Origin of the sequence: Streptomyces sp. JB150, from assembly GCF_011193355.1 — a bacterium.
In the GTDB taxonomy this organism is placed as follows: Bacteria; Actinomycetota; Actinomycetes; order Streptomycetales; family Streptomycetaceae; genus Streptomyces.
In genome coordinates, this window is the sequence record NZ_CP049780.1 from 7,200,856 (window position 1) to 7,226,339 (window position 25,484).

Sequence of the window (25,484 nt, forward strand, 5' to 3'; positions counted from 1 at the left end):
CTCGGTGTTCGTACGGTGCACTCATGACGACGAACAAGAACGTCCTGATCTCCGGCGCCGGTGTCGCGGGACTGGCACTCGCCTACTGGCTGGACCGCCACGGCTCCCGTGTCACGGTGGTCGAGCGCGCCCCGCGGGTCCGGCACGGCGGCTATGCCGTCGACTTCCGCGGTGAAGCCCTCCACGTCCTGGACCGGATGGACCTGCTGGAGCCGGTCCGGGCACTGGACACCAAGGTGGGCGACGCCGCGATGGTGGACGCCGAAGGCAGGCAGTACGCCACCCTGCCGGCCGAGGTCTTCGCGGGTGACCTGGAGGTCCCCAAGGGGGAACTGACCCGGCTGCTGTACGCGGCCGCGCGGGACAGGGCGGAGTACCTCTTCGACGACTCCCTCCTCGCGGTGGAGCAGGACGCCGACGGCGTGCACGTCACCTTCGAGAGCGGGGTGTCCCGCCGGTTCGACCTGCTCGTCGGCGCCGACGGGCTGCACTCGCGGGTCCGGTCACTGACCTTCGGCCCCGAGGAGCGCTTCGTCGAACCTCTGGGGATCCACACCGCCGTCTTCAGCCTGCCGAACTATCTGGGGCTCGACCACACCGGGCAGCTCTACGTCTCCCCCGGGAAGGCGGCCAACATGTTCGCCGACGACGCGGCCGGCCCAGCACGAGCCGCCCTCCACCTGGCAGCCGAGGATCTGGAGTACGACCGCCACGACATCGGCGAGCAGCAGCGCATCATCGCCGAGCGGTTCGCCGGTGAGGGCTGGGAGATCCCGCGGCTGCTGACGGAGATGCGGACGGCCGAGGACTTCTGGTTCGACACCAACGCCCTGGTGGTGATGGACACCTGGGCCGAAGGCCGGGTCGTCCTGGTCGGCGATGCCGGCTACTGCGCGGCCCCGACCTCGGGCCGCGGCACGTCACAGGCGCTGCTCGGCGCGTACGTCCTGGCCGGCGAGCTGGCGCGGGCCGGCGACGACCACACGGCTGCGTTCGCGGCCTACGAGCAGACGATGCGGCCCTTCGTCACCGAGCACCAGGCTGTGGGCCGCGAGGGCGCGCAGCGGTTCTTCATGCCCGCTCCCAGCCAGGAAGTGCTGGACACGATCGCGGCCAACGCCCCGGAGAACACCCGTCCGGGAATGATCCGACTCCCGGACTACGCTCCCCACCGACTCCCGGGGACACCGGGCTGACACCGTGGTCGCCGGAGCGGACAGTTGTCCCCACGCCGGGCGGTGGCCGGCGGATGAACTACAGTCGCCGCGGCGGGCAGTCGGTTCGCCGCGCAGACACGCGACTCAGGGGCGGGGAATGACCACTTCGGCGTGACGCTCGACTCCTGGTCCGTCGACGCCTACCGGGGGACCGATCCCGACTCGTACACGCTCGCCACTTTGCGACCCGGTGGGGCTGCTCGCGGACCTCCTCGGGCGGCTACACGTATCACCACTGCGACGAGACGATCGAGGTGGACCCCGACGGCATGCCGGTCGGCAACGGCGGTCACCTCGTCAACAGCGACGCCACCGACTGGAAGAGCTACGGCCTGGCGATCAAGAACGACGGCGGCTACGACAGGGCCGGGCTCTCCGCGACGGTCCGTCTCCAGCGCGCCTCGCGCATCGTGAAGACGAACGCCTCCACGGAGCCGGCCGCCAAGGGCAGCCCGATCACCGCCGGCAGCACCGGCTATCTGAAGGCAACGGTGACCGCCTCCCAGGACGGCACATGGCGCTGGCGCCACAACGGCAACACCACGACCGGTGCCGCCAACTCCGCCGGTGACTACGTGGACTGTCCGGACACGCTGACGGCTCCCGTCCATGAAGGAAGGGAGCCGTCAGCGTGTAGTGGCCGGAGGCGTTGAGCCTTCAGCGGGTTATGCGTGGCGGTGCGTGTGCCGGTTGCCGGTGACGAGGCGGTAGAGGGCGAGCAGGATGACGGAGCCGATGATCGCGGCGATCCAGGTGGAGAGTTCGAAGAAGCCGTCGACCGAGTCGACGCCGAAGATGACCTTCCCGAGCCAGCCGCCGAGCAGACCACCCGCGATGCCGATGAGCATGGTGATGATGATGCCGCCGGGGTCCTTGCCCGGCATCAGGGCCTTGGCGATGGCGCCGGCGAGCAGGCCGATGATGATCCACGCGATGATGCCCATGGTGCCTCTCCGTTCCATATAAAGGCTGTGTCAGCTCATCGTCTGCACCGATTACGGCCGAACAAACGTCGGACCGTGCTGTCTCCTGTCGTGGAGTTCAGACGACGCGGTTTTTTGCAGGGTCTGCAAGTTTGCGTACTATGCAGGATGTGACAGAGGAGAGTGCCCCGCCGGGCGGGCTGCGTGAGCGCAAGAAGCGGGCGACGCGGGCCGCCCTCGTGGAAGCGGCGGTGCGGCTGGCGGCGGAGCACGGGGCGGAGAACGTCACCGTCGAGGCGATCAGCGAGGCGGCGGGGGTGTCTCCCCGCACGTTCTTCAACTACTTCGACTCCCGTGACGACGTCTTCGTGATGATCGGCGCGGACTCCCGCACCCGGATCCGCGACGCGGTCCTCGCCGCCCCCGCCAACCTCCCGCCGCTCCAGGCACTGCGCCGGGCCATGGCCGCCGAGCTGGCGGAGGTGGAGCAGCAGCATGAGCTGTGGCGGCTCCACGCGGAGGTGCTGCGCCGGTCACCGCGGCTCCTGGTGCGCAGCCTCGGCGTGTACGCCTCCGACGAGCTCGGACTCGCCGAGACCCTCGCCGAACGGCTCGGCGCCGGTACCTCCGCCGAACCAAACTCCGCACCCGCCGAACCAACCTCCGCACCCGCCGGATCCACCGCGTCGTCCGCCGACGATGTCAGCCGCAGGCTCGCCCTGGACCTGTATCCGCGACTGCTGGCCGCCGTCGGCGTGACCGCCGTCCGGGTCGCCTTCGAGCACTGGTGCGTGCGCCAGGAGGAACGGCCCTTCGCGGACGTCTTCGAGGAGGCGTTCGACCATCTCGCCGCCGGTCTGCGGGCACCGACCGGGACATCGTCCGGGACGGTCGACGGACAAGACTGACGCCCGCCCGTCCCCTCGGCCACCGCGTCGGCCGGCCCCCGCGTTCCCCCCCCGCACCCGCACCCCGGCCCCCATGTGCCGCCGGGCGCGCACCGACGCCGTCGGCGCCCGCCCGGAACTGTCGTGAACCGCCCCGAACCGAGAGAGACCTCGTGAACGCAACACCGGCGCCCGAGCAGGCGCCTCCCACCGCCATGTCCGACCGGCAGATACTCCAGGCGATGTCCGGGCTGATGGCCGGCATGTTCGTCGCCATCCTCGCGGGCACCGTCGTGTCCAACGCCCTGCCCCGGATCATCGCCGACCTCGGCGCCAGCCAGTCCTCGTACACCTGGGTCGTCACCGCCGAACTGCTGGCCATGACGGCGACCGTGCCCCTGTGGGGCAAGCTGTCCGACCTCTACAACCAGAAACTGCTGCTCCAGCTCTCGCTGGGCATGTTCGTGGTGGGCTCGCTGCTGGCCGGGTTCTCCCACGAGGTGGGCCTGCTCATCTTCAGCCGCGTCGCGCAGGGCATCGGCGCGGGCGGTCTCACCGCGCTCGCGCAGGTCGTGATGGCCGCCATCATCCCGCCGCGCCGCCTCGGCAAGTACTCCGGCCTCTTCGGCGCCGTCTTCGCCGTCGGCACCGTCGCCGGGCCGCTCATCGGCGGCGTCCTGGTGGACACCTCGTGGCTCGGCTGGCGTTGGTGCTTCTTCATCGGCGTCCCCTTCGCGCTGCTGGCCATCGTGCTGCTCCAGCGCACCCTGAAGCTGCCGGCCGTGCGGCGCCGCGAAGTGAAGATCGACTTCCTGGGCGCCTTCCTGATCGTCGCCGGCGTCTGCGCGCTGCTCATCTGGGTTTCGCTCGCGGGCAACCAGTTCGACTGGGCCTCCTGGCAGACCGCCGCCCTGACGGGCACGGGCGTGGTCCTGCTCGCGATCGCCGTCTACGTCGAGTCGCGCGCCGCCGAACCGGTCATCCCGCTGGACATCTTCCGCAACCGCACGGTCACCCTGACCACCGTCGCCAGCCTGCTCGTCGGCGTGGCCATGTTCGGCGGCACCGTGTTCCTCTCCCAGTACTTCCAGGTCTCCCTGGGCAAGTCCGCGACCGTCGCGGGCCTGATGAGCCTGCCGATGGTCCTCGGCCTGCTGGTGTCCTCCACCATCGCCGGGCAGATCATCAGCGCCACCGGCAGGTGGAAGGTGTACCTCGTCGCGGGCGCCGCCGTGATGACCGCCGGTCTCGCCCTGCTCTCCACCATCGGCACCGACACCCACTTCGCCCTGCTCAGCCTCTACATGGCGGTCCTCGGCATCGGCGTCGGCATGTTGATGCAGAACCTGGTCCTCGCCGCGCAGAACGACGTGCCCGCCGCCGAACTCGGCGCCGCCACCTCCGTGCTGTCGTTCTTCCGCAGCATGGGCGGCACCATCGGCACCAGTGTGCTCGGCGCGATCCTCGCCAACCGCGTCACCGACGAGATCACCAAGAGCCTCGCCGAGGCGGGGACCCCCGCCGGCACCGGACAGGCCGCCGGGCACGGCGTCCCGGACATGACCACACTGCCGGCGCCGATGCGGGCCATCGTGGAGCACGCCTACGGTGTCGCCACCGCCGACCTCTTCCTCGTCGCGACCCCCTTCGCGCTGCTCGCCCTCGTCGCCGTCCTCTTCATCAAGGAGAAGCCACTGAAGACCACCAGCGGCATGGAACGCCTCGCAGAGGAGGCCGCCACCGCGGCCGAGTCCCGGCAGCCCGCGGACCGGGTCGGCTGAGGCCGGAGGTTCCGCCGTCCGGCGCTGCTGCGACTTTCACCCGTCCACTGACCCGCGTCGTCTCCCCGACGCGGGTCAGGGACTGGTGATTTACGCGGTCCGGGCGTTCCCGGTGCCCCACGACACTGCACGGACCATGTCGTCCAGCCGTATCCGAGGTGCCGATGTCCGGTCCGCTGAAGAGGTACTTGACGAGAAGTCACCCGCTGCTGCTGTCGGGGGCGTTACTGCTCACCGGCGGACTGTCCGGCGGGTTGTCCGGTGGGCTGTCGGGCGCGCTGCCGTCGTCCGAGACCGCCGTACGGGAGGCCGCGGAACCGGGCGCCGCCGTACCGGTGGCCGCCGTCGCCCCCGCTGTGGCGGCGGGCGACGGCCCGACGGTCTCCACCCGGTACGGGCAGCTCCGGGGCAGGGCGAGCGCCGCCGCCCACTCCTACCTGGGCATCCCCTACGCCGCGCCGCCCGTCGGATCCCTGCGGTGGAAACCGCCGTCCCCGCCCGCCCGCTGGTCCGGCGTCCGCGACGCCACGGCCCCCGGCAACCCCTGCATGCAGCAGCCGTCGTCCACGCCCTGGGGGAACCTCGCCGGGCCCGGCACGCCCAGTGAGGACTGCCTCTACCTGAACGTCCACACCCCCGCACAGCCCTCGCACCGGCAGCGGCCGGTCATGGTGTGGATCCACGGCGGCGGCTTCACCGTCGGCTCCGGCTCCTTCTACGACGGCGGCACCCTGGCCGCCAAGGGCGACGTGATCACCGTCCACCTCAACTACCGCCTCGGCGTGTTCGGTTACCTCGCCCACCCCGGGCTGACCGAGGAGTCGCCGCGCGGCCTGTCCGGCAACTACGGCCTCCTCGACCAGCAGGCCGCGCTGCGCTGGGTGCGCGACAACATCGCGGCGTTCGGCGGCGACCCCGGCAACGTGACCGTGTTCGGCGAGTCCGCGGGCGGCGGCAGCGTCTGCCAGCACCTCGTCTCACCGGCCGCCACCGGCCTGTTCGACCGGGCCATCGCCCAGTCCGGCTGCGGCTTCCCGCTGCCCACCCAGCAGTCGCAGGAGAACAGCGGCAAGGCCTGGGCCGACTCCCTCGGCTGCGCCGACGTCGCCTGCCTGCGCGCCGAACCCGCCGCCGAGCTGCTCGCCGCCTCGGCCCGCTCCACCGCCCGCTGGGTGCCCAACGTCGACGGCGCGCTCCTTCCCTCGCAGGTGACGGACGCGCTGGAGAGCGGACGATTCCACCGGGTGCCCGTGCTGCAGGGGACCACCGCCGACGAGGGCCGGCTCACGGTCGCGACCACCTACGACCTCGCCGGGCGCCGGCTCACCGCCGAGGGCTACCCGGTGGCCGTCCGCGCGCTCCACGGCGACCGGGCCGAGACGATCCTGGCCCGCTATCCCCTGTCCGAGTACGGCTCACCCGCCGAAGCGCTCGGCGCGGTCCTCACGGACTCCCAGTTCGCCTGCCTCCAGTCCCGCACCGCCGGACTCATGGCCGAGCACACCCGCTCCTACCAGTACGAGTTCGCCGACCGGCACGCCATGGACTATCTGAACCTCCCCGTCGGCTTCCCTCTCGGCGCACCCCACGGCTCCGAGATCCGCTACGTCTTCGGCGGCGTCACCGGAGCCAGCGCCCAGACCGCCTTGTCGGAGAAGATGCTCGGCTACTGGACCCACTTCGCCAGGACGGGAGTGCCGTACGCCGCGAACGCGCCGCGCTGGCCCCAGTACCCGAAGGTCCAGACGCTCGCCCCGGAGGCCATCACCCCGGTGGACACCTTCCCGCAGGCCCACCACTGCGACCTGTGGAACGGGCCGGCCTCCTGACCGTCAGTGGGGGAGCGCGACGAGGAATGCGGCCGCCGCCCCCGTCCGGCACCGTCTCCGGTGCTCCGGCCCGCCCTCCGGCACTCGGCACGACCGGAGGGCGGGCGGGGGCGGCGGCACGCCGTCACTACCCGGCGTAGGTCTCGTACTCGGCGATCTGCGGTGTGCCGCTGGAACCGGTGATCTCAAAGGTGATCTTGCTCAGTGTGGTCCGGGGTACGGCGATCACCCCGGCCTTGCTGCCGGACGCGAGGACCGCGCCGGTGTCGGCGTTGACGACCCGCCAGGAGCCGATCCGGCCCGCGGCCGCCGACGTCTCCCGGATGTTGATGGTCGACACGGTCGTGGGGGAGCCCCACTTGATCGAGACGGAACCGGTGGAGCCGGCCGGTGACCAGTAGGTGCTCAGGTTGCCGTCGCGCACGTTGCCGTAGCTGGTCCCGTCCGCCTTGCTGGAGCCGTCGGAACCGGCTCCGATGGACAGGTTGGTGCCGGCGGGCTGGGTCGGGGTGGGCGTGGGCGTCGTCGGCGTCGGCGTGGGCGTGGTGGGGGTGGGCGCCGGGGTGGTCGGCGTCGGCGTGGGCGTCTGCGGGGTGCAGTTGCCGTCCGACACCCGCAGCCCCTTGTTGGCACCCGCGGTCTGGCTCACGACGCCCGGCACGCAGCTCGCGGCGTCGAGGCGGTAGGAGTACGGGATGCTGACGGTGGTGTTGGACTGGGGGTTCGGCCCGGCGGGCTTGTTGTCGGTGCCGGGCTGGGACCAGGTGACGTTGTCGAAGACGTTGCCGCTCACCTGCCAGTAACCGGCCGCGTCGGTGTAGAAGGTGCCCAGGACGTCCTTGGAGTCCTCGAAGTAGTTGTTGTCCACCTTGGCGCGGGCGCCGGCCCGGGAGTTGATCCCGGACTCGTTCAGGCTGAAGTAGTGGTTGTTGTACATGTGGGCGACGCCGCCGCGCAGCAGGGGCGTGCGGGAGTCGATGTTCTCGTACTTGTTGTGGTGGAACGTGACGTACCCGTTCGAGACGTCGCTCTCGCTGGAGCCGATGAGGCCGCCCCGGCCGGAGTTGCGCAGAATGCTGTAGGACAGGGTCACGTACTGGGTGTTGTCCTTCATGTCGAAGAGGCCGTCGTAGCCCTCCGACTCACCGCCCGAGGCCTCCAGCGTGACGTGGTCCACCCACACGTTGCGGACGTTGCTCTCCATGCCGATGGCGTCACCGCCGTTGGACGTGGGAGAGCCGGACTTCTTGACGTTCCGGACCGTCACGTTCTGGATGATGATGTTCTTCGACTCGCGGATGTGGATGCCCACCTGGTCGAAGACGGCACCACTGCCGACGCCGACGATCGTGACGTTGCTGATCTGCTTGAGCTCGATCACCCCGTCCGCGGTGCTGCAGCTGGACCCCGACACCTTGCTGGTGTTGCCGTGGTTGATGGTGCCCTCGACCTGGATGGTGATCGGGGTGCTGCTGCTGGCCCGGCCGCACAGGGCCTGGTGGATCGCGGTGCCCGTCGTGGCCCGCACCGTCTGCCCGCCCGCGCCGCCGGTCGTGCCGCCGTTCTGCGTCGCGTAACCGGTCGCGCTGCCGGTCACCGCCGCCGACGCGTCCGGCGCCGACACCACCGCACCGGCCGCGGCCGCGAGGGCGAGTGTGCCCAGCGCCGCGTAGACGCGCAGGGCCGCTGGTCGTCTCATGTCGTCTCCCCATTCGTCAGGCGTCACTCGCCACGCGGCACTCGACATACGGCATGCGCCACGCGTCGCCGAATGCCGGGTGAAGCCCGGACGCACTGCTGCACTCGCTTCGACAGCGGCCCCGCACGCCACTGGGGAAAGCGCTTTCTGGACGGCGAGGATAGAGCGGTGGCCGACGCGGTGGCAATATCCGTGCAGCGGTGCGGCCGTCGGCGCGGGGCGTGGCGGGCGTGGCGGAGCCCTCGGATGACTCCGGGCGGCGCGAAAACCGGGTGCCGGCCATAGCCCCGCTCGCTACAGTCGCTGTCGTGCAGGTGCGCAGGCCGCGGATACTTCGCCTCGAAAGCGGGTACGCGGGTTCGAATCCCGTCACCGGCTGTGCCGGTGTCGTCCAGTGGCCCAGGACGCCTTGACAAGTTCTCCGCTGCCGACTTCGATCTCTGCACACCACGCCGCCGCGAGCGGCTGAACCGCCGCCGGACCGACGCCGGCCCGGCGGCGGTGACGGTCATCGGGGTGCGCGGAGGCGCGCTCCGCGACGTGTTCGGTGCCGGCCCTCAGCTTCCGAGGGAAGCCCTGGGCCGCAGGGTTGGAGCCCCCGACACGGACGCCCGTGACGCGATCAGTTCGTCGGGGCGGGAGCCGCAGGCCGAGGCGCGGGCCACCGCGGCGCGAGGCCCGCGGCCGCCCTCGGCCGCAGGTCGCGTCAGTCGGCCGCGGGGTGCGTCAGCCGGGGAAGGAGAAGTAGAGCGCCTCGCTGTAGAAGGACGCGAAGTGCCTTTGCCAGTCGGCTCGGACGGACGCCAGCCAGTCGTCGTCCCGGCCGGCGATCGCCGCCTCCGCCCTGGCGACGGCGTCCGGGATGTCCAAGGACACCAGACGCCGCACGCTCGCTGCCGGATCGTCACCCGTCATCGAGACGATCTCCCCGGTCTCGAGGACGAAGTACCGTGCCTGCTGCTTCTCGAGGTGCGCCGTGGTCCTGGCAACGCACTCGGCGAACTCGGCGTCGTCCTCCAGGCCCTTGCCGACCGCGCGCAGGAGGTCCCGCAGCAGGGCCGCCCCGTCGGCGTAGTCCGCGGCGATGCCGATCGGAGGGTTCCAGATCATGGAGGGGACGATCGTCGTTCCGCGCCCCACCATGATCTTGTGCGCGAGCGGGATGTCCCAGTTGTGTTCGGATATGCACCGGATCCGCTGGGGAATCTCCGCCTCGTTCGGCAGGGAGTCCGCGGAGTAGAGGTATGAACGGTTTGCCACGGTGGTGACGCTAGCAGCCCACGTGATCAGGCCTCGGCGAGCAGCGGGTCGCACGGGGTGGTGCGGTGGCGGCCGGACATGAAGGACAGGAACTCGCTGACGAACGCACCGCGGGTGTAAGTGCCGTCGCCGTGGGTGGTGTCGCGGTGGAAGGCGGCTCCGGGACAGGGCCCGGTACTCGACGGCGTCGATGCGCTGGTTGCCGTCCTTGTCGGTGACGTCGAACAGGACCTCGGCGACCCTGATCAGCGCGGGGCCGGCCATGGCGGGAGCCGCGGCGGCGTACTCGCGGGCGCTGACGCGTCCGTCGCCGTCCGTGTCGAGCGCCGCCTGCAGTTCGCGCCACCAGTCGGCACAGGCGTCGTAGAGCCTGGTCTCCTCCGGTTCGTCCAGGTCGAGGCGGCCGGCCATTTCGCGGGCCATGGCGGCGAGGTCCGGCCAGTCCAGGTAGCCGTCGCCGGTCTGGTCGAGGACTTCGGCGAAGAACTCCTGCGCGCTGCGCCGCGTCGCCGTGTCTCCCGTGGGTTCCGGTGCCGGCTGCGCGGGGAGGGGGGTGAGGAGCCTCAGGAGGGCGGCGGCGCGTTGCGTCTGCTCGCGCAGGGCGGTGACGGTGCGGGCGCGGGGGTCGTCGCTGTGCGGGGAAATCGCGAGCAGGTCGACGATGCCGGCGGCCTGGATCCAGCCGTCGGGCAGGAAGCGCGCCAGGCCGGCGGCGAGGTAGGCGCCCTGCATCAGCGTCTGCACTCCCGCGATCTCGGGCAGTCCGGCCTTGCGGCGGAACGCTTCGGGCAGCGAGGCCACGGTGATCGCTCCGATGACCGGGCCGGCCACGGCCCGGCCGGTGGCCCACAGGGCGGGAAACCCGCTGAGCACCGGCGGGGCGGGGAGATGGTCGAAGAGCTTGAACAGGATGATGCGCATCGCGTCCGTGTTCTCCAGTTCCCGCTCGACCACCTGGTCGAAGGAGGGCCAGAAGTCGGCGAGAACGGCCGGCAGGTGCCCGTCCTCGTCGCCCATGGCAGCCAGGAAGGCGCGGAACTCGGCGTACAGCAGCTCCACGGCGCGCTGTTCGAGGGGCTGTCCGCTGAGCCTGCACATGGTGACGGCGCTTTCGAACAGGGTCGCCACCACCCAGGCCCGCACGGCCGGGTCCATCGCGTCATAGGGCCGTTGGCCGGGGCCGGCGCCGCTGCTGGTGCTGCGCAGGCGGGCGTGCAGGCGGTTGAGCCGTGCGGCCTCCCGCTGCCGTACCTGCTCGTCGGCGCCGAGCATGCGCTGCATGCTGAGGAAGGTGTTCCTCAGCCGCCGCCAAGGGTGGGCGACGAAGGTGGAGTCGTCCGCCAGAGCGGCCCCGATCTGCGGGTGAGCGGCTTCCAGTACGGTCGCCCGGACCATGGCCAGCGCCCAGCGCGGTCCCACCGACTGCGGCACGCCCCGCCGCGCACCGCTCCGGCACGCCCGCCGCGCATCGGCACGCGCACCGCACCGGCACGCGCACCGGCACGCGCACCGCACCGGCACGCGCACCGGCACGCGCACCGCACCGGCACCGGCCTCACCCGTCCGTGCCGCAGCAGTGGGGCGGCGTCGCCCCCACGCCTGGCCCGGCGGCCTCGGTGCGGCAGAAGCAGGAGGCCGTGACGGGGACGTCGGCCAGGGCGGTGGCGACGGTGAGCTGCTGGGCGACGATCGCCGCCTCCGCGGTCCTGCCCTGCCGCTGCAGGCACTCGTGGAAGCCGTGCAGGGCCCAGACGTTGCCGGGGTGGCGGCAGGGGCGCGGCAGGGTGTCGTCCAGGCCGAGGTCGGCCCGGTAGACCGCCTCCGCCTCGGCGACCCGGCCCTGCTCCAGCAGCAGGGCGCCCAGGGCGTGCCGGGTGGGCTGCATCCAGCCCCACGGCTCGTCGTAGGGGAGGCCGTCGTCCAGGGCGACGGACCGCTCCAGTGCGGCGAAGGCCGCGTCGAACTCGCCCTTGCGGTAGGCGAGTTCGCCGTCCAGCATCGCGGAGGCGATGGCCAGGATGTCGAGGCAGGTGTTGTTGAACAGCATCCGCGTCCCGGGCACCCGGCCGACCGCCGCGCGGAACAGCTCCCGCTCCGCCTCGGCCTTTGCGACCCGGCCGGTCGCGGCGAGGGCGACGCCCCGGGCGTACCGCAGCATCGTCGTGGTGACGCTGTACAGCTCCGGGTCCTCGGGCAGCGGCAGGGCGAGGATGTCGTCCCACCGGCCGAACCGGATCAGCGCGTGCACGCGCATGGCGAGGAAGCCCTCCAGCCAGTCGGCCATGGGCGGGCTCTCCACCCGCAGCAGCTCCTCCGGGATGGACGCCTCCAGCCGGGCCGCCGTCTCCAGGGCGATGTCCGACCGGCCGAGGAACATCGCGCCGTAGATCTTGAAGTGGTAGTTGTGCGAGCGGTAGAGGGTGTAGAAGTTCATCGCCCCGGCCCGCGCGCGGTACTTCTCGTCCGCGGCGATCGCGGCGCTGTTGTCCGCGACGACCTGCCGGTAGTCCCCGCACAGCACTTCGAGGTGCGAGGGCATGTGCTGGAGGTGACCGGCGTCCGGGACCAGGCCGCGCAGCCGGTCGGCGACCGGCAGCGCCGTCTCGGGTGTCGGCGACATCTCCATCAGGTGGATGTACAGATGGAGGACACCCGGGTGGTCGCGTCCGCCCGGCGCGCGCAGCGCCCGCTCCAGGACCGCCCGTGCCTCCAGGGTGCGCGCGCCCCCGGCGGGCTCCCCGGTGCGCAGGTCCCACAGCTGCCACGGGGTCAGGTTCATCAGCGCGTCGGCGTACAGGGTGGCGACGTCGGGATCGTCGGGGGCGAGGTCGTAGGCGGCGCGCATGCTGTCGGCGTACGGCGCGTTCCACACGGAGCAGTCCTCGGCCGGCCGGGCCTGCGGGTAGCGGGCGCGCAGCGCGCCGATCAGGGCCCGCTCGACGGGCGTGGCGGCGTCGGCGGCCCGCTCGTGGGCCCGCTCGACGGCGGTGTGCGTGCGCTCGACGGTCCGGGTCAGTTCCCGCTCGTCGAAGAAGTCCCACGGCTTGTTGTAGTTGGGGCCGAGGGCGTAGGCGATGCCCCAGTACGCCATGGCGCAGCCGGGATCGGCCGCCGCGGCGGCCTCGAAGCAGCGGGCGGCCTCCTCGTGGTGGAAGGCGTACGTCCACACCAGGCCCCGGTCGAACCACAGCTGCGCCTCTGCCGACGTGGTCGTCACCGTACGGGTGTGCGTGCCGAGATCGTAGTAGTCCATGTGTGTCCGCCTCCCGAACCGTACGGCCGCCGCCCCGTCGTCCGGCCGTACGGTCGCCGCCGGTGCGTCGCGCATCGGGCACTCAGCGTAGTGGTCGTCCGCCGCGGGGCGGGAGAGCGCTCAGCGCGCCGCTCCCTCGGCCTACCGCATCCGAAGCCTCCCGGCGCGCAGACACTCCGACGGACGCGTCCGGGCTCACCCGTGTGATCGCCCCGAGTAGCGGCCGGGACCTGACTCGCCGACGGTTGAGCACGTCGAGGCCGGGTTGGTCAGCTGACCGAGTGCCAGCTGCCCGGCTGTCGGCGGAAGGAATGTCAGATGCGCTCTGCTCGCATGCTCCTGGTCACCGCGGGGGCCACGGCCGCCCTCGCCCTGGGCGCACCCGGCGCCTACGCGGACGACTACGGCTCCGACCGTGGAGGCTCTTCGTACAGCAAGGAGCAGGAGAAGGACAGCGGGTACGACTCGGGCTCCTCCTCAGAGGAGAGCACCCACGAGTCGGGCGGCTACCAGAAGGGCGGCGACTCCGGCAGCCACGAGGACAGCGGGTACGGCAAGGACTCCTGGAGCGAGAAGGAGTCTTGGGGCGGCGGTCACGACAAGCCCCGTGGCGGCATGCACACCGGCGGCGGCGCCCTGGACGCCCCGACGGTGACCGCGGGCGGCCTCGGAGTGCTGGCCGTCGCCGGTCTCGGCCTGTACGCCGCGCGCCGCAGGACGTCGGCTCAGAGCCTGGCCTGACCCGCGCCCGGCGTCACGGCCGTGGCGGCCGCCACCGCACGCGCCGCGTGGCGGCCTCCGGCACCTCGTGGCAGCGGCCGGCCTGCGGCATCCATCCCCCCGGCATCGGCGGGCCTCCGGCACCCCGGGCAGCGGCCGGGCGCCGCTCACCGCAGCGCCGCCCCCACCAGCCGGCGCACGTCCTCCTCGGCGACGCGGCCACCGTTGACGAGCCGGTCGAAGACGAGACCGTCGACGCACGTCAGCAAGGTGACGGTGCGTTCCTCGGCGTCCTCGACCCCCTGTGCGGCGAGGAAGGCGCGTACGGCCTCACGCGCCGTGTTCTCGCGCGGTACGAGGATCTCCCGCAGCTCAGGATGGCGCACGCTCTCGATGGCGCAGGCGTAGCGGGCCAGGGAGCGCTGCCGGCCGTTCCCGGTGAGCCGCCGCTCGGCGAGGGCGGTGATACGGGCCGCCAGTTCCCCGGCGTCGCGCGGCACCGGCAGGGCGCGGCCGGCTTCCTCCAGCTCGGCCTGGTCGCGTTCCACCAGCCGCCGGACCAGCGCGGTGAGCAGCGCCTGACGGGTGCGGTAGTAGGCGGACGTGGTGCCGGACGGCAGGTTCGCCGCCCGGTCCACGGCGCGGTGCGTCAGTCCCCGTATCCCCGTCTCGGCGAGCACGGTGATGGCGGCGTCGGCGAGAAGCGTGCGTCGTTCGGTGGCCACCTCTCCTTTCTACACCTGTAGAGGGCGTCGGTCGGCATCGAGTACGCTCTTTCTACATCTGTAGAAGAAGAGCGAGCGGTGCGGGCGAAGGGGGCCGGGCATGGGGAACAGCGCTGTGGTGGTCGGGGGAGGCATCGGAGGGCTGGCCGCCGCCGTCGGGCTGCGGCTGATCGGCTGGGAAGTGACCGTCGTCGAACGCGCCGCCACCCTCGCCGACGCCGGGGCGGGCATCTCCCTGCACGCGAACGGACTGCGCGCCCTCGACGTCCTCGGCATCGGCGCGGCGGTGCGCGCGGCGGCGCACCCGCAGTACACCGGAGGCACCCGCACCCCCAACGGCCGTCTGCTGACCCGGATGGACGGCGCCGCCCTCGAACGTGAACTCGGCACGCCCATCGTCGGCATCCCGCGATCCGTCCTGCACCGACTGCTGCGCGAGGCACTGCCGCCCGGCTGCCTGCGCGTCGGGGCCGAGGCGACGACCGTCGAGCGCACCGGACCCGACGGCCCGGCCCGCGTGTCCGTGCCGGGCAGCGAACTGGAGGCCGACCTGGTCGTGGCCGCCGACGGCGTGCACAGCCGTCTGCGCGCGCGGCTCTACCCTCACCACCCCGGCCCCGTCTACAGCGGCTCGACGGTCCTGCGCGCCATCACCGAGCACCCCGTGGACCTGGCGGACGACTTCCGGATCACCTGGGGCAGGGGCGCCGAATTCGGCCACATCACCTTCGCCGACGGGCGGGCGGAATGGCACGCCGTCCTCAACGCGCCGCCCGGCATACGGCACCCCGACCCGCTGGAGGCCGTGCGCCGCCGCTTCGCGCACTGGCACGATCCGATCCCCGCGCTGCTCGACGCGACCCGCCCCGACGCCGTCCTGCACCACGACATCCACGAACTGGCCACCCCGCTTCCGGCCTTCACCGCCGGTCCCGTCGCCCTCCTCGGCGACGCCGCCCACGCCATGACGCCCAACCTCGGCCAGGGCGCCTGCCAGGCACTGGAGGATGCCGCCACACTCGCCGCCGCCCTCGCCGCCGAACCCACCGTCGCCGCCGCCCTCGCCCGCTACGACGCCGAACGCCGCCCGCGCAGCCAGGCCGTGGCACGCGCCGCCCGCCAGGCCGGCGGCATGGGGCAGCAACTGGCCCACCCGGCGGCCGTCGCCCTGCGCGACACCGCTCTGCGCCTCCTTCCGTCGCGGGCCGTGATCCGGGCCATCCTCCGCCACGCCGACTGGACCCCGCCCGTGCTCGCCGTCGGCCATCGAGCGCCTTAACCGCTCGGCCCCGCCCACGGTGTGATCGGACCGCGCCCCGGCGAGGAGCGGAGCCGACCAGGAGAGCGGGCCGGCCAGGAGAGCGGGTCGGCCAAGAGGGCGGGGAGGACGGAGGGAAACTGCTGCGGCTACTACCCGCACACCCAGCAACCGGTCACCGTCAACGCGGTACTGCGCCATCTGTGGTTCTGAGTGCCCGCCGCCACCCACCGCTCGCGGCCGCCACCCGCTGCACGCCACCCGCCGCACGCCGGGCACACCCGGGACCCCGACACCCCGAGCCCTCGGAACCGACCCGCCACCCCCGGCCCGAATCCGCTTGTCCGCGCTTCCGGCCCGCAACTACCGTGCCGACGGTGGACCTCTTCTCACACTCCTGGACAGCGTTGCGCACGGCCGTCGCGGATCTGGCCGACGAGGACTTCGGGCGGCCGTCCGGCTGCACCGGCTGGCTCGTACGGGACCTGGTGTGCCACCTGGTCATCGACGCGCAGGACGTCCTGATCACCCTCGCCACTCCCGCCGACACGGAACCCACCCGCGACGCCGTCACCTACTGGGAGGTCACCGGGACACCCCCGACCGGTGACGACCCGCTCGACGCCCTGACCGTCCGGCTGGCCGCCGCGTACGAGGAGCCGTGGCTGCTGAAGTTCCACCTCGACGACGTCGGCTCCGCCGCCGGCCGCGCCGCCCGGCTCGCCGACCCCGCCCTGCGGGTCGCCACCCGCGGCCAGGTGCTCACCGCCGGCGACTACTTTTCCGCGTACGTCCTGGAGTGGACCCTGCACCACCTCGACCTGACCGCCCATCTCCCGCACGTCGCCGGACCGCCCGCGGACGCCCTCGCCCACTCCCGCGACCTGCTGGAGCGCATCGCCGGCACCCCGTTCCCCGCCTCCCTCCCGGACCGGGACGCCCTCCTGACCGGCACGGGCCGTCGCGCCCCGACCGACGCGGAGCGGGCCGCACTGGGTGAACTGGCCGCGAAAGTGCCGCTCGTTCTCGGCTGAGTGCGCGGGCGGGGCAGAGAGACAGGACTACGCGCGACAGGTTTTACCCGACGGTCGACCAACGACGCCCCCTCGCGTCGTAGCGTCACACGCATCCCTCGACGACGACCGCGGACGTCCCCGGCGCCTCACTCGGCGCCCGCCGGGACGACCCGCCAGGAGGCATGCCATGAAGACCGACATACGCACCGCCGCGGCCGGACTGCCGGACGCCTGGGGCTCATCGCTGCTCGGGCGGATCGGACATACGGCGGTGAACGTGCTGCGGATGGACGGACGCACCCTGGAACCGGAGTCCCACGACACGGCGGAGGCCCTGCTGGTACTGGACGGCACCCTGCGCCTGCTGGCCGGCGGCACCGGAGTCGACGCGCGTGCGGGAGAGATGTACGTCGTCGAGGCGGGCGTGGAGCACGCCGTACGCCCCGGAAGCCGGGGCACGCTCGTCATCGTCGAGCACCTGGCGCCGCACCGCCCACCGCGCGGACACGGCCTCGCCGGAGACTGACCCCGGGTCGCGGCGCTCGCGGACGGTCGACGTCGCTCAGCCGCGGGACCGGGGCAGGCGCAGGTTCTCCCACAGGGCGCGTGTCGCGGACCCGGGGTCGTCGTGCACGGCCGGCTCACCGGCGCCGAGACGCATGACGGCGCGCCGCGTGCCGTACGCGGGCCAGGGCGGCAGCGCCTTCCCGCAGCCGGGGCGGCCGGTGCGCCAGGTAACCGGGCTGGGGCGCGGACGGGCCGTACGCGAACGCGTCCCGCACCCCCGACCACGGCTCGGGCGGCTGAGGCGGTCGCAACCGCCGCGGCCCGAACGGCGGCGCCGCGTAGGGGACACCGGCGAACACCGTCACCTCGCCCGTTCGCCGCCCGCGGACCGGTCCTGCTGTGGTGGGCACGGTGACCTGCATGGATGAGCCTCCTTGTGGCGCCATCCTCACCGGGCCCCAGACCGCGGGCAACTCGTTTCGGCGCGCGGTCACCGGAGGGGCCGCCGTCGGCGTGCGGCGTCCCCGCCCGATGGTGCGAGACGGGACTTCGCGTCCCCTCATTCACTCTGTTCGGTGACCGGCTGAGCCTCGGGCTCCCGGTTGTCGGTGTCGGGTGCCGTGTAGAAGACGGAGTTGCCCTGCTTGGTGCGCTGCGCCTGACCCTTGGCGACGAGCCCTTCGAGGGTGGTGCGCACGACCGTCGTCTTGATGTCCCGGTCGGGGTGGACCTGGCCGAGCGCGGAGGCGATCTCCGCCGCCGAGCGGGGCTCGGTGACTTCGCCGAGGTGGCCGCGGACGAGGTCGACCAGCGTGGGCTGGTCCGCCGTCCTGGTGGCGCCGGCCGAGGACTTGCGGGCGGTCTCCTTGCCGCCGCTGCCCTTGCCGGACGCGGCCGTGGCCTTCTTCGCCCGCGTCTGCTTCGGCTTGCCGGAAGCGGCGGTCTTCTTGGTCGCCGCGCTCGTCTTGGCCGCCGTGCTCGACTTGGTGGCCGCGCCCGTCTTGGTGGCAGCGGTCGACTTCCTGGCGGCGGACGACGCGGTCTTCTTCCGGGGAGCGGGCACCACGGGCGCGTCGGCCGCGACCGCCGCCGCGGTCTCGGCGAGCGCGGCCGGAAGGCCGAGCGCCTGCTGCATGTTCGTCAGCACGGCATGGTCGCGCTGCAGTTGCGCCAACTGCTCCTGCAGCGCCTCGATCTCGGCGCTCACCCGCTCCTGCTCCTTGACGTTGCGCTCGAGGTCGGTGGTCACCTGGGCGGCGTACTGCGATGCCAGGTTGCTGGGCACGGTGATGTTCTCGGTCATGACGTTCAACCTTTCTCGGACCGGTCGACGGTCGCACAGCTGCCGTGCAGCGTGAGATAGCGATAGTACGGCCGGGACAGCGCGGCGTCGGCGCGACCGTCGGCCGACACCTGGGCGCGCTTACGCGCTCCGACGGCGCCGGACACTCGCGCGGGAGGGCGGTGAAGGCGTCCCCGGCGGACCCGGCGGCGAACGACTGCGCGACGGTGTCGTGTTCCGGCGCGATGATGACGTACTGCCGCGCGAGACACTGCGGCGAGGCGGCGCCGTACGTCGGCGTCCGAAGGCAACGCCCTAAGCCCCGCCGCCCTCCCGCACCAGCGCCTCCATCACCGGGCGCGGCAGCGACGGGTTGGCCGCCGCCGCTTCCGTCACCTGAGGGTCGCCGTCGTGCAGCAACTCGGCGACGAGCTGCGGCGGCAGGGCGGGGTGGGCGGCGGCCAGGGGTCTGGCCCGGTCGTCCGCCAGGCAGGCGGCCAGTGCCGCGGCCGTCGCACGAGGGTGCCGGGCGATGACGCGCAGCGCCTTGCGCACCGGTGGCCGCTGCCGGGACACCTCTTCGAGCAGGGAGGGCGGCGCGTCCGGATTGGCCGCCACCATCGCGGCGACCTGGGCGCCGCACCGGTCCACCATGGCGCGCAGCCGGGCCCTTGACAGACCCGGGTGGGAGGCGACGGACTTGACGACCTTCGCGTCGGGGTCGTCGGCCAGCGCGTCCCGTATCCCGTCCGGCAGATCACGCCGGGCCGCCAGGAACATGCGCACCTCCGGCCGTGGCGACACAGCCAGTTCCGCGACCTCCGCGGGCGTGGCGGCGGCGATGCGCGGCAGCAGCGCCGGACCGATCCGCAGGGCACCGGCCAGCCCGGTCAGCACACCGAGCGGCACGCGCGGGTGGTGTGCCACGGCGCGCCGCACATCGGGGTCCTCGTCGCGGGCCAGCACGCGGATCAGCGCCTCGTCGATCGCCGGATTCTCCGCGAGGGCGGCGCGGACACCCGGCACGGGGTCGTCGGCGAGGCGCCGTGCCGTGTGCGCGGGCAGGTCGTGGCGGGCGGCGAGTGCGGTGCGCGGCAGGGCCGAGGGGTCGTCGGCGAACCGCAGGACGGCCTCGGCCGGGGTGGCCGGGTTCTGCAGCGCCGCGAGCTGTGTCTCGCGCACGGTGGACTGGTGGGAGCCGTCGCACGCGGCGCCCGCGCGCAGGTCGCAGTCGAGCCGCGGGCAGTGGGGGTCGTGCACGAACGGCGGCACCTCACGGTCGCAGACCAGGCACCGCCGCGCCGGGGCGAGCCCTTCGCCGCCGATCAGCCGGGACAGGACGGCCGGCGGTGCCGCCTCGTTGGCGGCCACCGCGAGCCGCACCTCGGCATGGGGATGCTCGGCGAGCCGCGCGGCGACCTCCGGCGTGGCCCACAGCGCCAGCTCCGCGACGACACGGACGTCCGGGTCGGCGGCGAGCCCGTCCACCACGTCGGCCGGCAGGCCCGGGCAGGCGGCCAGCTTCTCCCGGTGCCCGACCTCCGGGTCGGCCGCGAGCATCCGCGCCCACTCGGGCCGCCCCGCACCTTTGTCGAGCAGCGCCAGCGCCGCCGTCGGCCGCGTCACGGGATGGACGTCGGCTGCCGTCAGATGCCCCGCGTACGCGAGCGCCACGGCGGCCTCCGCGCTGATCGCGGCCAGCGCCCGCGCCTGTGCGCGGCTGAGGTCCGTACGCGCGGCGAGTTCACCGGCGAGGTCGGCGTCCGCGACCGCGATCAGCCGGTCGACCAGCGCGGTGGGCAGGGACGGGTTGGCGGCGAGTCCGTGCAGGACGTGATGCACGGGCCTCATCCTGTCATCAGCGGTACGAGGCACCACCGGCGCCCGGGCGGACGGCCCGACGGTGCGAGGACCGGCGGCCGACCGGGGGCACGGCGTGCGGTCACCGCGTGAAGCGCCCCGCGCCCGGGCAGGCATCCCCGGCGACGCACACACATGCCCGCGCCGAAGGGAGACGCCCGTGCCCGAGGCCCCGCTGGAAGAGACCCCCGACCGGAGGGCACGATGACCGCCCCGGCCTCCTCCTCCGCCGCCTCCTCCGACGGCCTGCTCGCCGAGGCCCGCACGCTGCTGCCCGATATCGTCGCCGTACGACGCCGACTGCACCGCACGCCCGAACTGGGCCTGCGGCTGCCGCACACCCAGCGCGCGGTGCTCGACGCCCTCGACGGGCTGGGGCTGGCGGTGACGACGGGGGAGCGGCTCAGCTCGGTGACGGCCGTACTGGAGGGCGACCGTCCCGGACCCACCGTACTGCTGCGCGCCGACATGGACGCCCTGCCCCAGCAGGAAGAGACGGGACTGGAGTTCGCCTCCGAGGTGCCCGGTGCCATGCACGCCTGCGGACACGATCTGCACACGGCGATGCTCGTCGGCGCGGCCCGGCTGCTGGCCGCCCGGCGGGCGCGGCTGGCCGGGCGGGTGGTGTTCATGTTCCAGCCGGCGGAGGAGAGCGACGGCGGCGCCCAGTACATGATCGACGAGGGGGTGCTGGACACTCCCGACGGCGCCGGGATCGCCGCGGCGTTCGCCCTGCACGTCACCACGCGCTTCGACAGCGGCTCCCTGCACCTGCGCCCCGGCCCGACCTTCGCCGCCGCCGACCGGATCCACCTGACCGTCCGCGGCCGCTCGGGGCACGCCTCGACGCCCCACCAGGCCCTGGACCCGGTGCCCGTGGCCTGCGAGATCGTGCAGGCGCTGCAGACGATGGCCACCCGTACCGTCGACGTCTTCGACCCCGCCGTGGTCACCATCGCCTCCGTGCGCGCCGGTACGACCACCAACATCATCCCGGAGACGGCCGAACTGCACGGCACCGTCCGCACACTGACCGCGCACACCCGTCACCGGGTGCGGGAGGGGATCGCCCGCGTCGCCCGGCACGTGGCCGCCGCGCACGGCGCGACCGTCGACATCGAGCTGCCCGAGGGGTATCCGCCCACCGTCAACGACGACACGGTCACCGGCACCGTCCGCGAGACGGCCGCCGCACTCCTCGGCGCCGACCGCGTCCACCCGCTGCCCCAGCCCTTCATGGGCGCCGAGGACTTCTCGTACGTCCTGCGCCGCGTACCCGGCACCATGGCCTTCCTCGGCGCCCGCCCGCCCGGTCAGCACGGCGAGGAGACACCCGACTGCCACTCCAACCGCGTCGTCTTCGACGAACCCGCCCTCGCCTCCGGCGCCGCCCTGCACGCGGCGGTGGCACTGCGCTATCTGGCCACCTAACCCGCAGTCGGCCGAAACAAGCGGTACCGCCCCGGGCCAACGGGCGCGGTCAGGGCGCAGGATGAGCACAGCAGAGCCGCACATCAGCCCAGTGAGGTGGAACCCATGAACGTCGTCGACCTGGCCGCCCTCGGCGAGTCCTTCACTCGCGACCCCTACCCCGTCTACGCCCGATTACGGGCCCAGGGACCGGTGCACCGCGTACGCATGCCGGAAGGGGGCGCGTCGGCCTGGCTCGTCGTCGGCTACGAGGCCGGACGGGCCGCGCTGGCGGACGCGCGGCTGTCGAAGGACTGGAGCAAGGCGTCGCCCTCGCTGCCGCTGGGCGCCGTGTCCTCCGGCCCGCACATGCTGCGGGCCGACCCGCCGGACCACACGCGGCTGCGCAAGCTCGTCGCCCGCGAGTTCACCGCGCGCCGCGTCGAGGAACTCGCGCCGCGCGTCCGCAAGACCACCGACGAACTCCTGGACCGGATGCTCGCCGCCCCCGACGGGCGCGCCGACCTCGTCGAGGCGCTGTCCTTCCCGCTGCCGATCTCCGTGATCTGCGAACTCCTCGGCGTCCCCGGCCTGGACCGCGACTCCTTCCGCACCTGGTCGAACGAGGCGCTGGGCGCCACCGACCCGGACGTCCGCACGGCCGCGGCGGCCTCGATGGCGCGGTACATCACGGACCTCGTCCGGGACAAACGGCAGCGGCCCGGCGACGACCTGCTGAGCGCGCTGATCCACGGCTCCGACGGCGACGGCGACCGGCTCTCCCACGAGGAACTCGTCGGCATGGCCTGGCTGCTGCTCGTCGCGGGCCACGAGACCACCGTGAACCTCATCTCCAACGGCGTCCTGGCCCTGCTCACCCACCCCCGGCAACTGGCCGCGCTGCGCGCCGACCCCGCCCTGATCGACAACGCCGTCGAGGAGATGCTGCGCTACGACGGCCCCGTGGAGACCCCCACCTACCGGTTCACCACCGAGCCGGTCACGATCGGCGACACGGTCATTCCCGGAGGCGGAGAGCTGGTCCTCGTCGCCATGGCCGACGCCAACCGCGATCCCGCGCGTTTCCCCGCACCCGACCGCTTCGACATCTCCCGCGACCCCCGCGGTCATGTGGCCTTCGGCCACGGCATCCACTACTGCCTGGGCGCGCCCCTGGCCCGTCTCGAAGCCCGTATCGCCATCGGCGCGCTGCTCGACCGCTGCCCCGGCCTCACCCTGGACATCCACCCGGCGGCGATCACCTGGCGCTCGGGCATGATGATCCGCGGACCGCACAGCCTGCCGGTCCGGTTCGGCGCCTGACCCCCACCGATACCGGCGAGTGGGAGACGGCACACGGGACGCCGCGCTCCCACTTCGCCGGCGTCCGGTGATCGAGTGGAGCGCCGTGGCGGGGCGGCGTACGGTCGAAATGGTGGTGGACCGGCCACGTCCCCTCGCCGACGGCACGACGCCATGAGCAATCCGAAGCCGACATCGCACGCACCGGCCGTACCGCAGGACAAGGAAGGCGGTGACGGCCGCGGGAACGGCATGGCGCTCCTGGTCATCGCGTCATGTCAGCTGATGGTGGTGCTCGACATCACCATCGTGAACATCGCCCTGCCGGACATCCAGCGCTCCCTCGGCTTCTCGACGACGAGCCTGTCCTGGGTGGTCAACGCCTACACCCTCACCTTCGGCGGACTGCTGCTGCTCGGCGGTCGGGTGGGCGACATCCTCGGCAGACGGCGCGTCTTCGTCTTCGGCGTGCTCGTCTTCGTCCTCGCCTCGCTGCTCGGCGGCCTGTCGCAGAACGACTGGCAACTCCTCGCCGCCCGCGCCCTGCAGGGCGTCGGCGGTGCCATCGCGTCACCGACCGCCCTCGCCCTGATCAGTACGACCTTCCGTGAAGGACCCGACCGCAACCGGGCGTTCGGGGTCTTCGCGGCCGTCTCGGCGGGCGGCGGCGCGATCGGGCTGCTGGCCGGCGGCATGCTGGTGGAGTGGCTGAACTGGCGCTGGGTGCTGTTCGTCAACGTGCCCATCGGGCTGCTGATCGTGCTCGCCACCCCGCGCTGGATCCGGGAGTCCGAACGCCACCCCGGCCACTTCGACCTGACGGGCGCGCTGACGTCGACCGTCGGCATGGTGCTGCTGGTCTACGGGTTCATCCGCGCCGCGCAGGACGGCTGGCGGGACGGGCTCACGCTCGGCGCGTTCGCGGCGGCCGTCGTCATCCTGCTGCTGTTCGTGCTGGTCGAGCGGCGCTCCCGGCAACCCATCACACCGCTGCACATGTTCGCGGACCGCAACCGCGCGGGCACGTACGGCATGATGCTGAGCCTGGCCGCCGCCATGTTCGGCATGTTCTTCTTCCTCACGCTCTTCGTGCAGAACGTGCTGGACTTCAGCCCCCTCCAGGCCGGTCTGGCGTTCCTCCCGGTGAGCGCGGTCATCGCCGTGGGCGCGGGCCTCGCCTCCCAGCTGCTGCCGCGGTTCGGGCCCAAACCGTTCATGGTCACGGGTGGAATCCTCGCCGCGGCGGGCCTGGCCTGGCTGACCCTGACCGACGTCCACTCCACCTACGCGGGCAGCATCCTCGGCCCGATGCTCGTCTTCAGCTTCGGCATGGGCATGGAGTTCGTGTCCCTGACGCTGATGGCGCTGTCGAACGTGGCCACCCGGGAGACGGGCGCCGCCTCCGGCCTCCTCAACGCCACCCAGCAGGTGGGCGGCTCCCTCGGCCTGTCCATCCTCGTCACGATGTTCGGTACGGCCAGCACCAATGAGGCCGGCCGGCAGATCCCGGCGTTCCTGGCCCAGGCGACCCCGCGCGAGCGGCTGCGCTTCCAGCGCACCGGTCAGCTCCCGCCGCCGTGGGCCGACGAGGTCCTGGCCGCGGGCGTCTCGGCCGCCTTCGTCATCGCCGCGGTCTTCGCCGCGCTCGCCGCGGTGATCGCACTGCTCGTCGTCCAGGTCCGCCCGTCCGACCTGGAACGGCTCCAGGGCGGGGGACTGCCGACGGCGCCCTGAGACACCGAGCGGACCCACCCGCGGGCGGATCCGCTCGACGGCGTCCGCGAGGTCAGTCCAGCACCTTGGCGGACTCGATGACGACCTGCTCCTTGGGCACGTCCTGGTGCCCGCGCAGGCTGCCGGTCGGCACCTGCTTGATCCGGTCCACGACGTCCTGGCCCTCCGTGACCCGGCCGAAGACGGCGTAACCCCAGCCGTTCGGGTTCTTCGCCCGGAAGTCGAGGAAGTCGTTGTCCGAAACGTTGATGAAGAACTGCGCCGTCGCCGAGTGCGGGTCGCCGGTGCGGGCCATCGCCACCGTGTAGGCGGTGTTCTTCAGCCCGTTGTCGGCCTCGTTCTCGATCGGGGCCTGGGTGGGCTTCTGCGTCATGTCCGGGGTGAAGCCACCTCCCTGGACCATGAAGCCGTTGATCACCCGGTGGAAGATCGTGTTGTCGTAGTGCCCGTTGCGGACGTACGACAGGAAGTTCTCGACGGTCTTGGGTGCCTCGGCGTCGTGCAGTTCGAGAACGATGCGGCCGAAGTTCGTGGTCAGCTCGACCCTGGACATGGAAATCGTCCCTTTCCGATGGGGCATGATCGATACACCCTGCATCTTGTCACGCACGTCCCCGGAGCACGCGGAATGCCCGCATCAGGACGGACAGGGAGGCGGTGCCCCGCCCACTCCAGGCCCTCGGCCGCGCCGGAGCCCCGCAGAAGAGTGTCCGCGTGCGAGCGACGTCACGCCGCACGCGGGGAGAGGAAGTTGAGGGCGAGGAGGGCGAAGGAACTAGCACATGAGGTGGTGAGAAGGAAGCCCCTTCATGGCCTCGCCG

20 protein-coding genes, 1 tRNA gene and 2 pseudogenes are annotated in these 25,484 nt (G+C 72.6%); 13 read left to right on the plus strand and 10 right to left on the minus strand.

The genetic code is table 11. The features are described 5' to 3' along the window. Window positions 1-23: 23 nt before the first annotated feature. The gene (locus G7Z13_RS32745) at window positions 24-1,196 is read left to right on the plus strand and encodes an FAD-dependent monooxygenase (protein ID WP_166004319.1); all 1,173 of its coding nucleotides are present in this window, start codon (window positions 24-26) and stop codon (window positions 1,194-1,196) included. A gap of 290 nt (window positions 1,197-1,486) precedes the next feature. Continuing rightward, window positions 1,487-1,870, plus strand: coding sequence for a hypothetical protein (locus G7Z13_RS32750; RefSeq protein ID WP_166004321.1), 384 nt, complete (start codon window positions 1,487-1,489; stop codon window positions 1,868-1,870). Window positions 1,871-1,882: 12 nt separating this feature from the next. On the opposite strand, the gene G7Z13_RS32755 is transcribed toward G7Z13_RS32750, so the two are convergent. Further along, window positions 1,883-2,161 carry a GlsB/YeaQ/YmgE family stress response membrane protein gene (locus G7Z13_RS32755; protein ID WP_166004322.1) on the minus strand — a complete coding sequence of 93 codons (279 nt, stop codon included), beginning with the start codon at window positions 2,159-2,161 and terminating at the stop codon, window positions 1,883-1,885. 140 nt (window positions 2,162-2,301) lie between these two features. Between G7Z13_RS32755 and G7Z13_RS32760 the strand changes: the two genes are divergently transcribed. The 3 genes from G7Z13_RS32760 (at window position 2,302) to G7Z13_RS32770 (ending at window position 6,637) form a co-directional block, all read left to right on the plus strand. Beyond that, window positions 2,302-3,048 carry a TetR family transcriptional regulator gene (locus G7Z13_RS32760; protein ID WP_166004324.1) on the plus strand — a complete coding sequence of 249 codons (747 nt, stop codon included), beginning with the start codon at window positions 2,302-2,304 and terminating at the stop codon, window positions 3,046-3,048. A gap of 194 nt (window positions 3,049-3,242) precedes the next feature. After that, window positions 3,243-4,808, plus strand: a complete 1,566-nt coding sequence (locus G7Z13_RS32765) for an MDR family MFS transporter (protein WP_206313253.1) — start codon at window positions 3,243-3,245, stop codon at window positions 4,806-4,808. Window positions 4,809-4,996: 188 nt separating this feature from the next. Continuing rightward, window positions 4,997-6,637, plus strand: coding sequence for a carboxylesterase/lipase family protein (locus G7Z13_RS32770; RefSeq protein WP_240926433.1), 1,641 nt, complete (start codon window positions 4,997-4,999; stop codon window positions 6,635-6,637). 127 nt (window positions 6,638-6,764) lie between these two features. On the opposite strand, the gene G7Z13_RS32775 is transcribed toward G7Z13_RS32770, so the two are convergent. Then, a complete protein-coding gene (locus tag G7Z13_RS32775) occupies window positions 6,765-8,336 on the minus strand; it encodes a pectate lyase (protein ID WP_166004329.1) in 1,572 nt (523 codons plus the stop codon). Window positions 8,337-8,646: 310 nt separating this feature from the next. Here G7Z13_RS32775 and G7Z13_RS32780 point away from each other — a divergent pair. Next, window positions 8,647-8,714: transfer RNA gene (locus G7Z13_RS32780), tRNA-Ser, on the plus strand. A 348-nt stretch (window positions 8,715-9,062) separates the two neighbouring features. Here the strand turns inward: G7Z13_RS32780 and G7Z13_RS32785 are convergent. The 3 genes and pseudogenes from G7Z13_RS32785 to G7Z13_RS32795 form a co-directional block, all read right to left on the minus strand. Next, window positions 9,063-9,596, minus strand: coding sequence for a hypothetical protein (locus G7Z13_RS32785; RefSeq protein WP_166004331.1), 534 nt, complete (start codon window positions 9,594-9,596; stop codon window positions 9,063-9,065). A 26-nt stretch (window positions 9,597-9,622) separates the two neighbouring features. Then, window positions 9,623-11,027, minus strand: a pseudogene (locus G7Z13_RS32790) (EF-hand domain-containing protein). 124 nt (window positions 11,028-11,151) lie between these two features. Continuing rightward, window positions 11,152-12,849, minus strand: a complete 1,698-nt coding sequence (locus G7Z13_RS32795) for a hypothetical protein (protein ID WP_166005524.1) — start codon at window positions 12,847-12,849, stop codon at window positions 11,152-11,154. 318 nt (window positions 12,850-13,167) lie between these two features. Here G7Z13_RS32795 and G7Z13_RS32800 point away from each other — a divergent pair, with 318 nt between their 5' ends. Then, entirely contained in the window at window positions 13,168-13,590 is a 423-nt protein-coding gene (locus G7Z13_RS32800; RefSeq protein ID WP_166004333.1) for a hypothetical protein, read from the plus strand. 146 nt (window positions 13,591-13,736) lie between these two features. Here G7Z13_RS32800 and G7Z13_RS32805 read toward each other — a convergent pair whose 3' ends face one another. Further along, on the minus strand, window positions 13,737-14,294 hold the full coding sequence (locus G7Z13_RS32805; RefSeq protein WP_166004334.1) for a TetR family transcriptional regulator C-terminal domain-containing protein: 558 nt from the start codon (window positions 14,292-14,294) through the stop codon (window positions 13,737-13,739). 100 nt (window positions 14,295-14,394) lie between these two features. Between G7Z13_RS32805 and G7Z13_RS32810 the strand changes: the two genes are divergently transcribed. The 3 genes from G7Z13_RS32810 (at window position 14,395) to G7Z13_RS32820 (ending at window position 17,094) form a co-directional block, all read left to right on the plus strand. Next, entirely contained in the window at window positions 14,395-15,573 is a 1,179-nt protein-coding gene (locus tag G7Z13_RS32810; RefSeq protein WP_166004336.1) for an FAD-dependent monooxygenase, read from the plus strand. A gap of 356 nt (window positions 15,574-15,929) precedes the next feature. Beyond that, on the plus strand, window positions 15,930-16,586 hold the full coding sequence (locus G7Z13_RS32815; RefSeq protein ID WP_166004337.1) for a maleylpyruvate isomerase N-terminal domain-containing protein: 657 nt from the start codon (window positions 15,930-15,932) through the stop codon (window positions 16,584-16,586). A gap of 169 nt (window positions 16,587-16,755) precedes the next feature. After that, entirely contained in the window at window positions 16,756-17,094 is a 339-nt protein-coding gene (locus G7Z13_RS32820; RefSeq protein WP_166004339.1) for a cupin domain-containing protein, read from the plus strand. A 208-nt stretch (window positions 17,095-17,302) separates the two neighbouring features. Here G7Z13_RS32820 and G7Z13_RS32825 read toward each other — a convergent pair. The 3 genes and pseudogenes from G7Z13_RS32825 to G7Z13_RS32835 all read right to left on the minus strand — a co-directional run. After that, window positions 17,303-17,497: pseudogene (locus G7Z13_RS32825) on the minus strand (carboxylesterase family protein); the annotation flags it as partial. Between the two features lie 137 nt (window positions 17,498-17,634). Then, window positions 17,635-18,378 (minus strand): BlaI/MecI/CopY family transcriptional regulator, encoded by a 744-nt coding sequence (locus G7Z13_RS32830; RefSeq protein WP_166004341.1) that lies wholly within the window; start codon window positions 18,376-18,378, stop codon window positions 17,635-17,637. Between the two features lie 294 nt (window positions 18,379-18,672). After that, window positions 18,673-20,199 (minus strand): hypothetical protein, encoded by a 1,527-nt coding sequence (locus G7Z13_RS32835; RefSeq protein ID WP_166004342.1) that lies wholly within the window; start codon window positions 20,197-20,199, stop codon window positions 18,673-18,675. A 222-nt stretch (window positions 20,200-20,421) separates the two neighbouring features. On the opposite strand from G7Z13_RS32835, the gene G7Z13_RS32840 reads away from it, so the two are divergent. From G7Z13_RS32840 to G7Z13_RS32850, 3 genes are all read left to right on the plus strand, one after another. After that, a complete protein-coding gene (locus tag G7Z13_RS32840) occupies window positions 20,422-21,648 on the plus strand; it encodes a M20 family metallopeptidase (RefSeq protein WP_166004344.1) in 1,227 nt (408 codons plus the stop codon). Between the two features lie 105 nt (window positions 21,649-21,753). Further along, window positions 21,754-22,950, plus strand: a complete 1,197-nt coding sequence (locus G7Z13_RS32845) for a cytochrome P450 (RefSeq protein ID WP_166004345.1) — start codon at window positions 21,754-21,756, stop codon at window positions 22,948-22,950. Window positions 22,951-23,181: 231 nt separating this feature from the next. Further along, window positions 23,182-24,663 carry an MFS transporter gene (locus tag G7Z13_RS32850; RefSeq protein ID WP_166005526.1) on the plus strand — a complete coding sequence of 494 codons (1,482 nt, stop codon included), beginning with the start codon at window positions 23,182-23,184 and terminating at the stop codon, window positions 24,661-24,663. A 52-nt stretch (window positions 24,664-24,715) separates the two neighbouring features. Here the strand turns inward: G7Z13_RS32850 and G7Z13_RS32855 are convergent, their stop codons facing one another. Beyond that, window positions 24,716-25,222, minus strand: a complete 507-nt coding sequence (locus G7Z13_RS32855; protein ID WP_346768010.1) for a peptidylprolyl isomerase — start codon at window positions 25,220-25,222, stop codon at window positions 24,716-24,718. Window positions 25,223-25,484 lie beyond the last annotated feature (262 nt).

Excerpts from the sequence above, each read along its gene's own strand:
- G7Z13_RS32745 (WP_166004319.1), top strand. The coding sequence starts at position 24 with ATGACGACGAACAAGAACGTCCTGATCTCCGGCGCCGGTGTCGCGGGA.
- G7Z13_RS32750 (WP_166004321.1), top strand. The coding sequence starts at position 1,487 with ATGCCGGTCGGCAACGGCGGTCACCTCGTCAACAGCGACGCCACCGAC.
- G7Z13_RS32755 (WP_166004322.1), bottom strand. The coding sequence starts at position 2,161 with ATGGGCATCATCGCGTGGATCATCATCGGCCTGCTCGCCGGCGCCATC.
- G7Z13_RS32760 (WP_166004324.1), top strand. The coding sequence starts at position 2,302 with ATGCAGGATGTGACAGAGGAGAGTGCCCCGCCGGGCGGGCTGCGTGAG.
- G7Z13_RS32765 (WP_206313253.1), top strand. The coding sequence starts at position 3,243 with ATGTCCGACCGGCAGATACTCCAGGCGATGTCCGGGCTGATGGCCGGC.
- G7Z13_RS32775 (WP_166004329.1), bottom strand. The coding sequence starts at position 8,336 with ATGAGACGACCAGCGGCCCTGCGCGTCTACGCGGCGCTGGGCACACTC.
- G7Z13_RS32795 (WP_166005524.1), bottom strand. The coding sequence starts at position 12,849 with ATGGACTACTACGATCTCGGCACGCACACCCGTACGGTGACGACCACG.
- G7Z13_RS32800 (WP_166004333.1), top strand. The coding sequence starts at position 13,168 with ATGCGCTCTGCTCGCATGCTCCTGGTCACCGCGGGGGCCACGGCCGCC.
- G7Z13_RS32810 (WP_166004336.1), top strand. The coding sequence starts at position 14,395 with ATGGGGAACAGCGCTGTGGTGGTCGGGGGAGGCATCGGAGGGCTGGCC.
- G7Z13_RS32820 (WP_166004339.1), top strand. The coding sequence starts at position 16,756 with ATGAAGACCGACATACGCACCGCCGCGGCCGGACTGCCGGACGCCTGG.
- G7Z13_RS32830 (WP_166004341.1), bottom strand. The coding sequence starts at position 18,378 with ATGACCGAGAACATCACCGTGCCCAGCAACCTGGCATCGCAGTACGCC.
- G7Z13_RS32840 (WP_166004344.1), top strand. The coding sequence starts at position 20,422 with ATGACCGCCCCGGCCTCCTCCTCCGCCGCCTCCTCCGACGGCCTGCTC.
- G7Z13_RS32845 (WP_166004345.1), top strand. The coding sequence starts at position 21,754 with ATGAACGTCGTCGACCTGGCCGCCCTCGGCGAGTCCTTCACTCGCGAC.
- G7Z13_RS32850 (WP_166005526.1), top strand. The coding sequence starts at position 23,182 with ATGGCGCTCCTGGTCATCGCGTCATGTCAGCTGATGGTGGTGCTCGAC.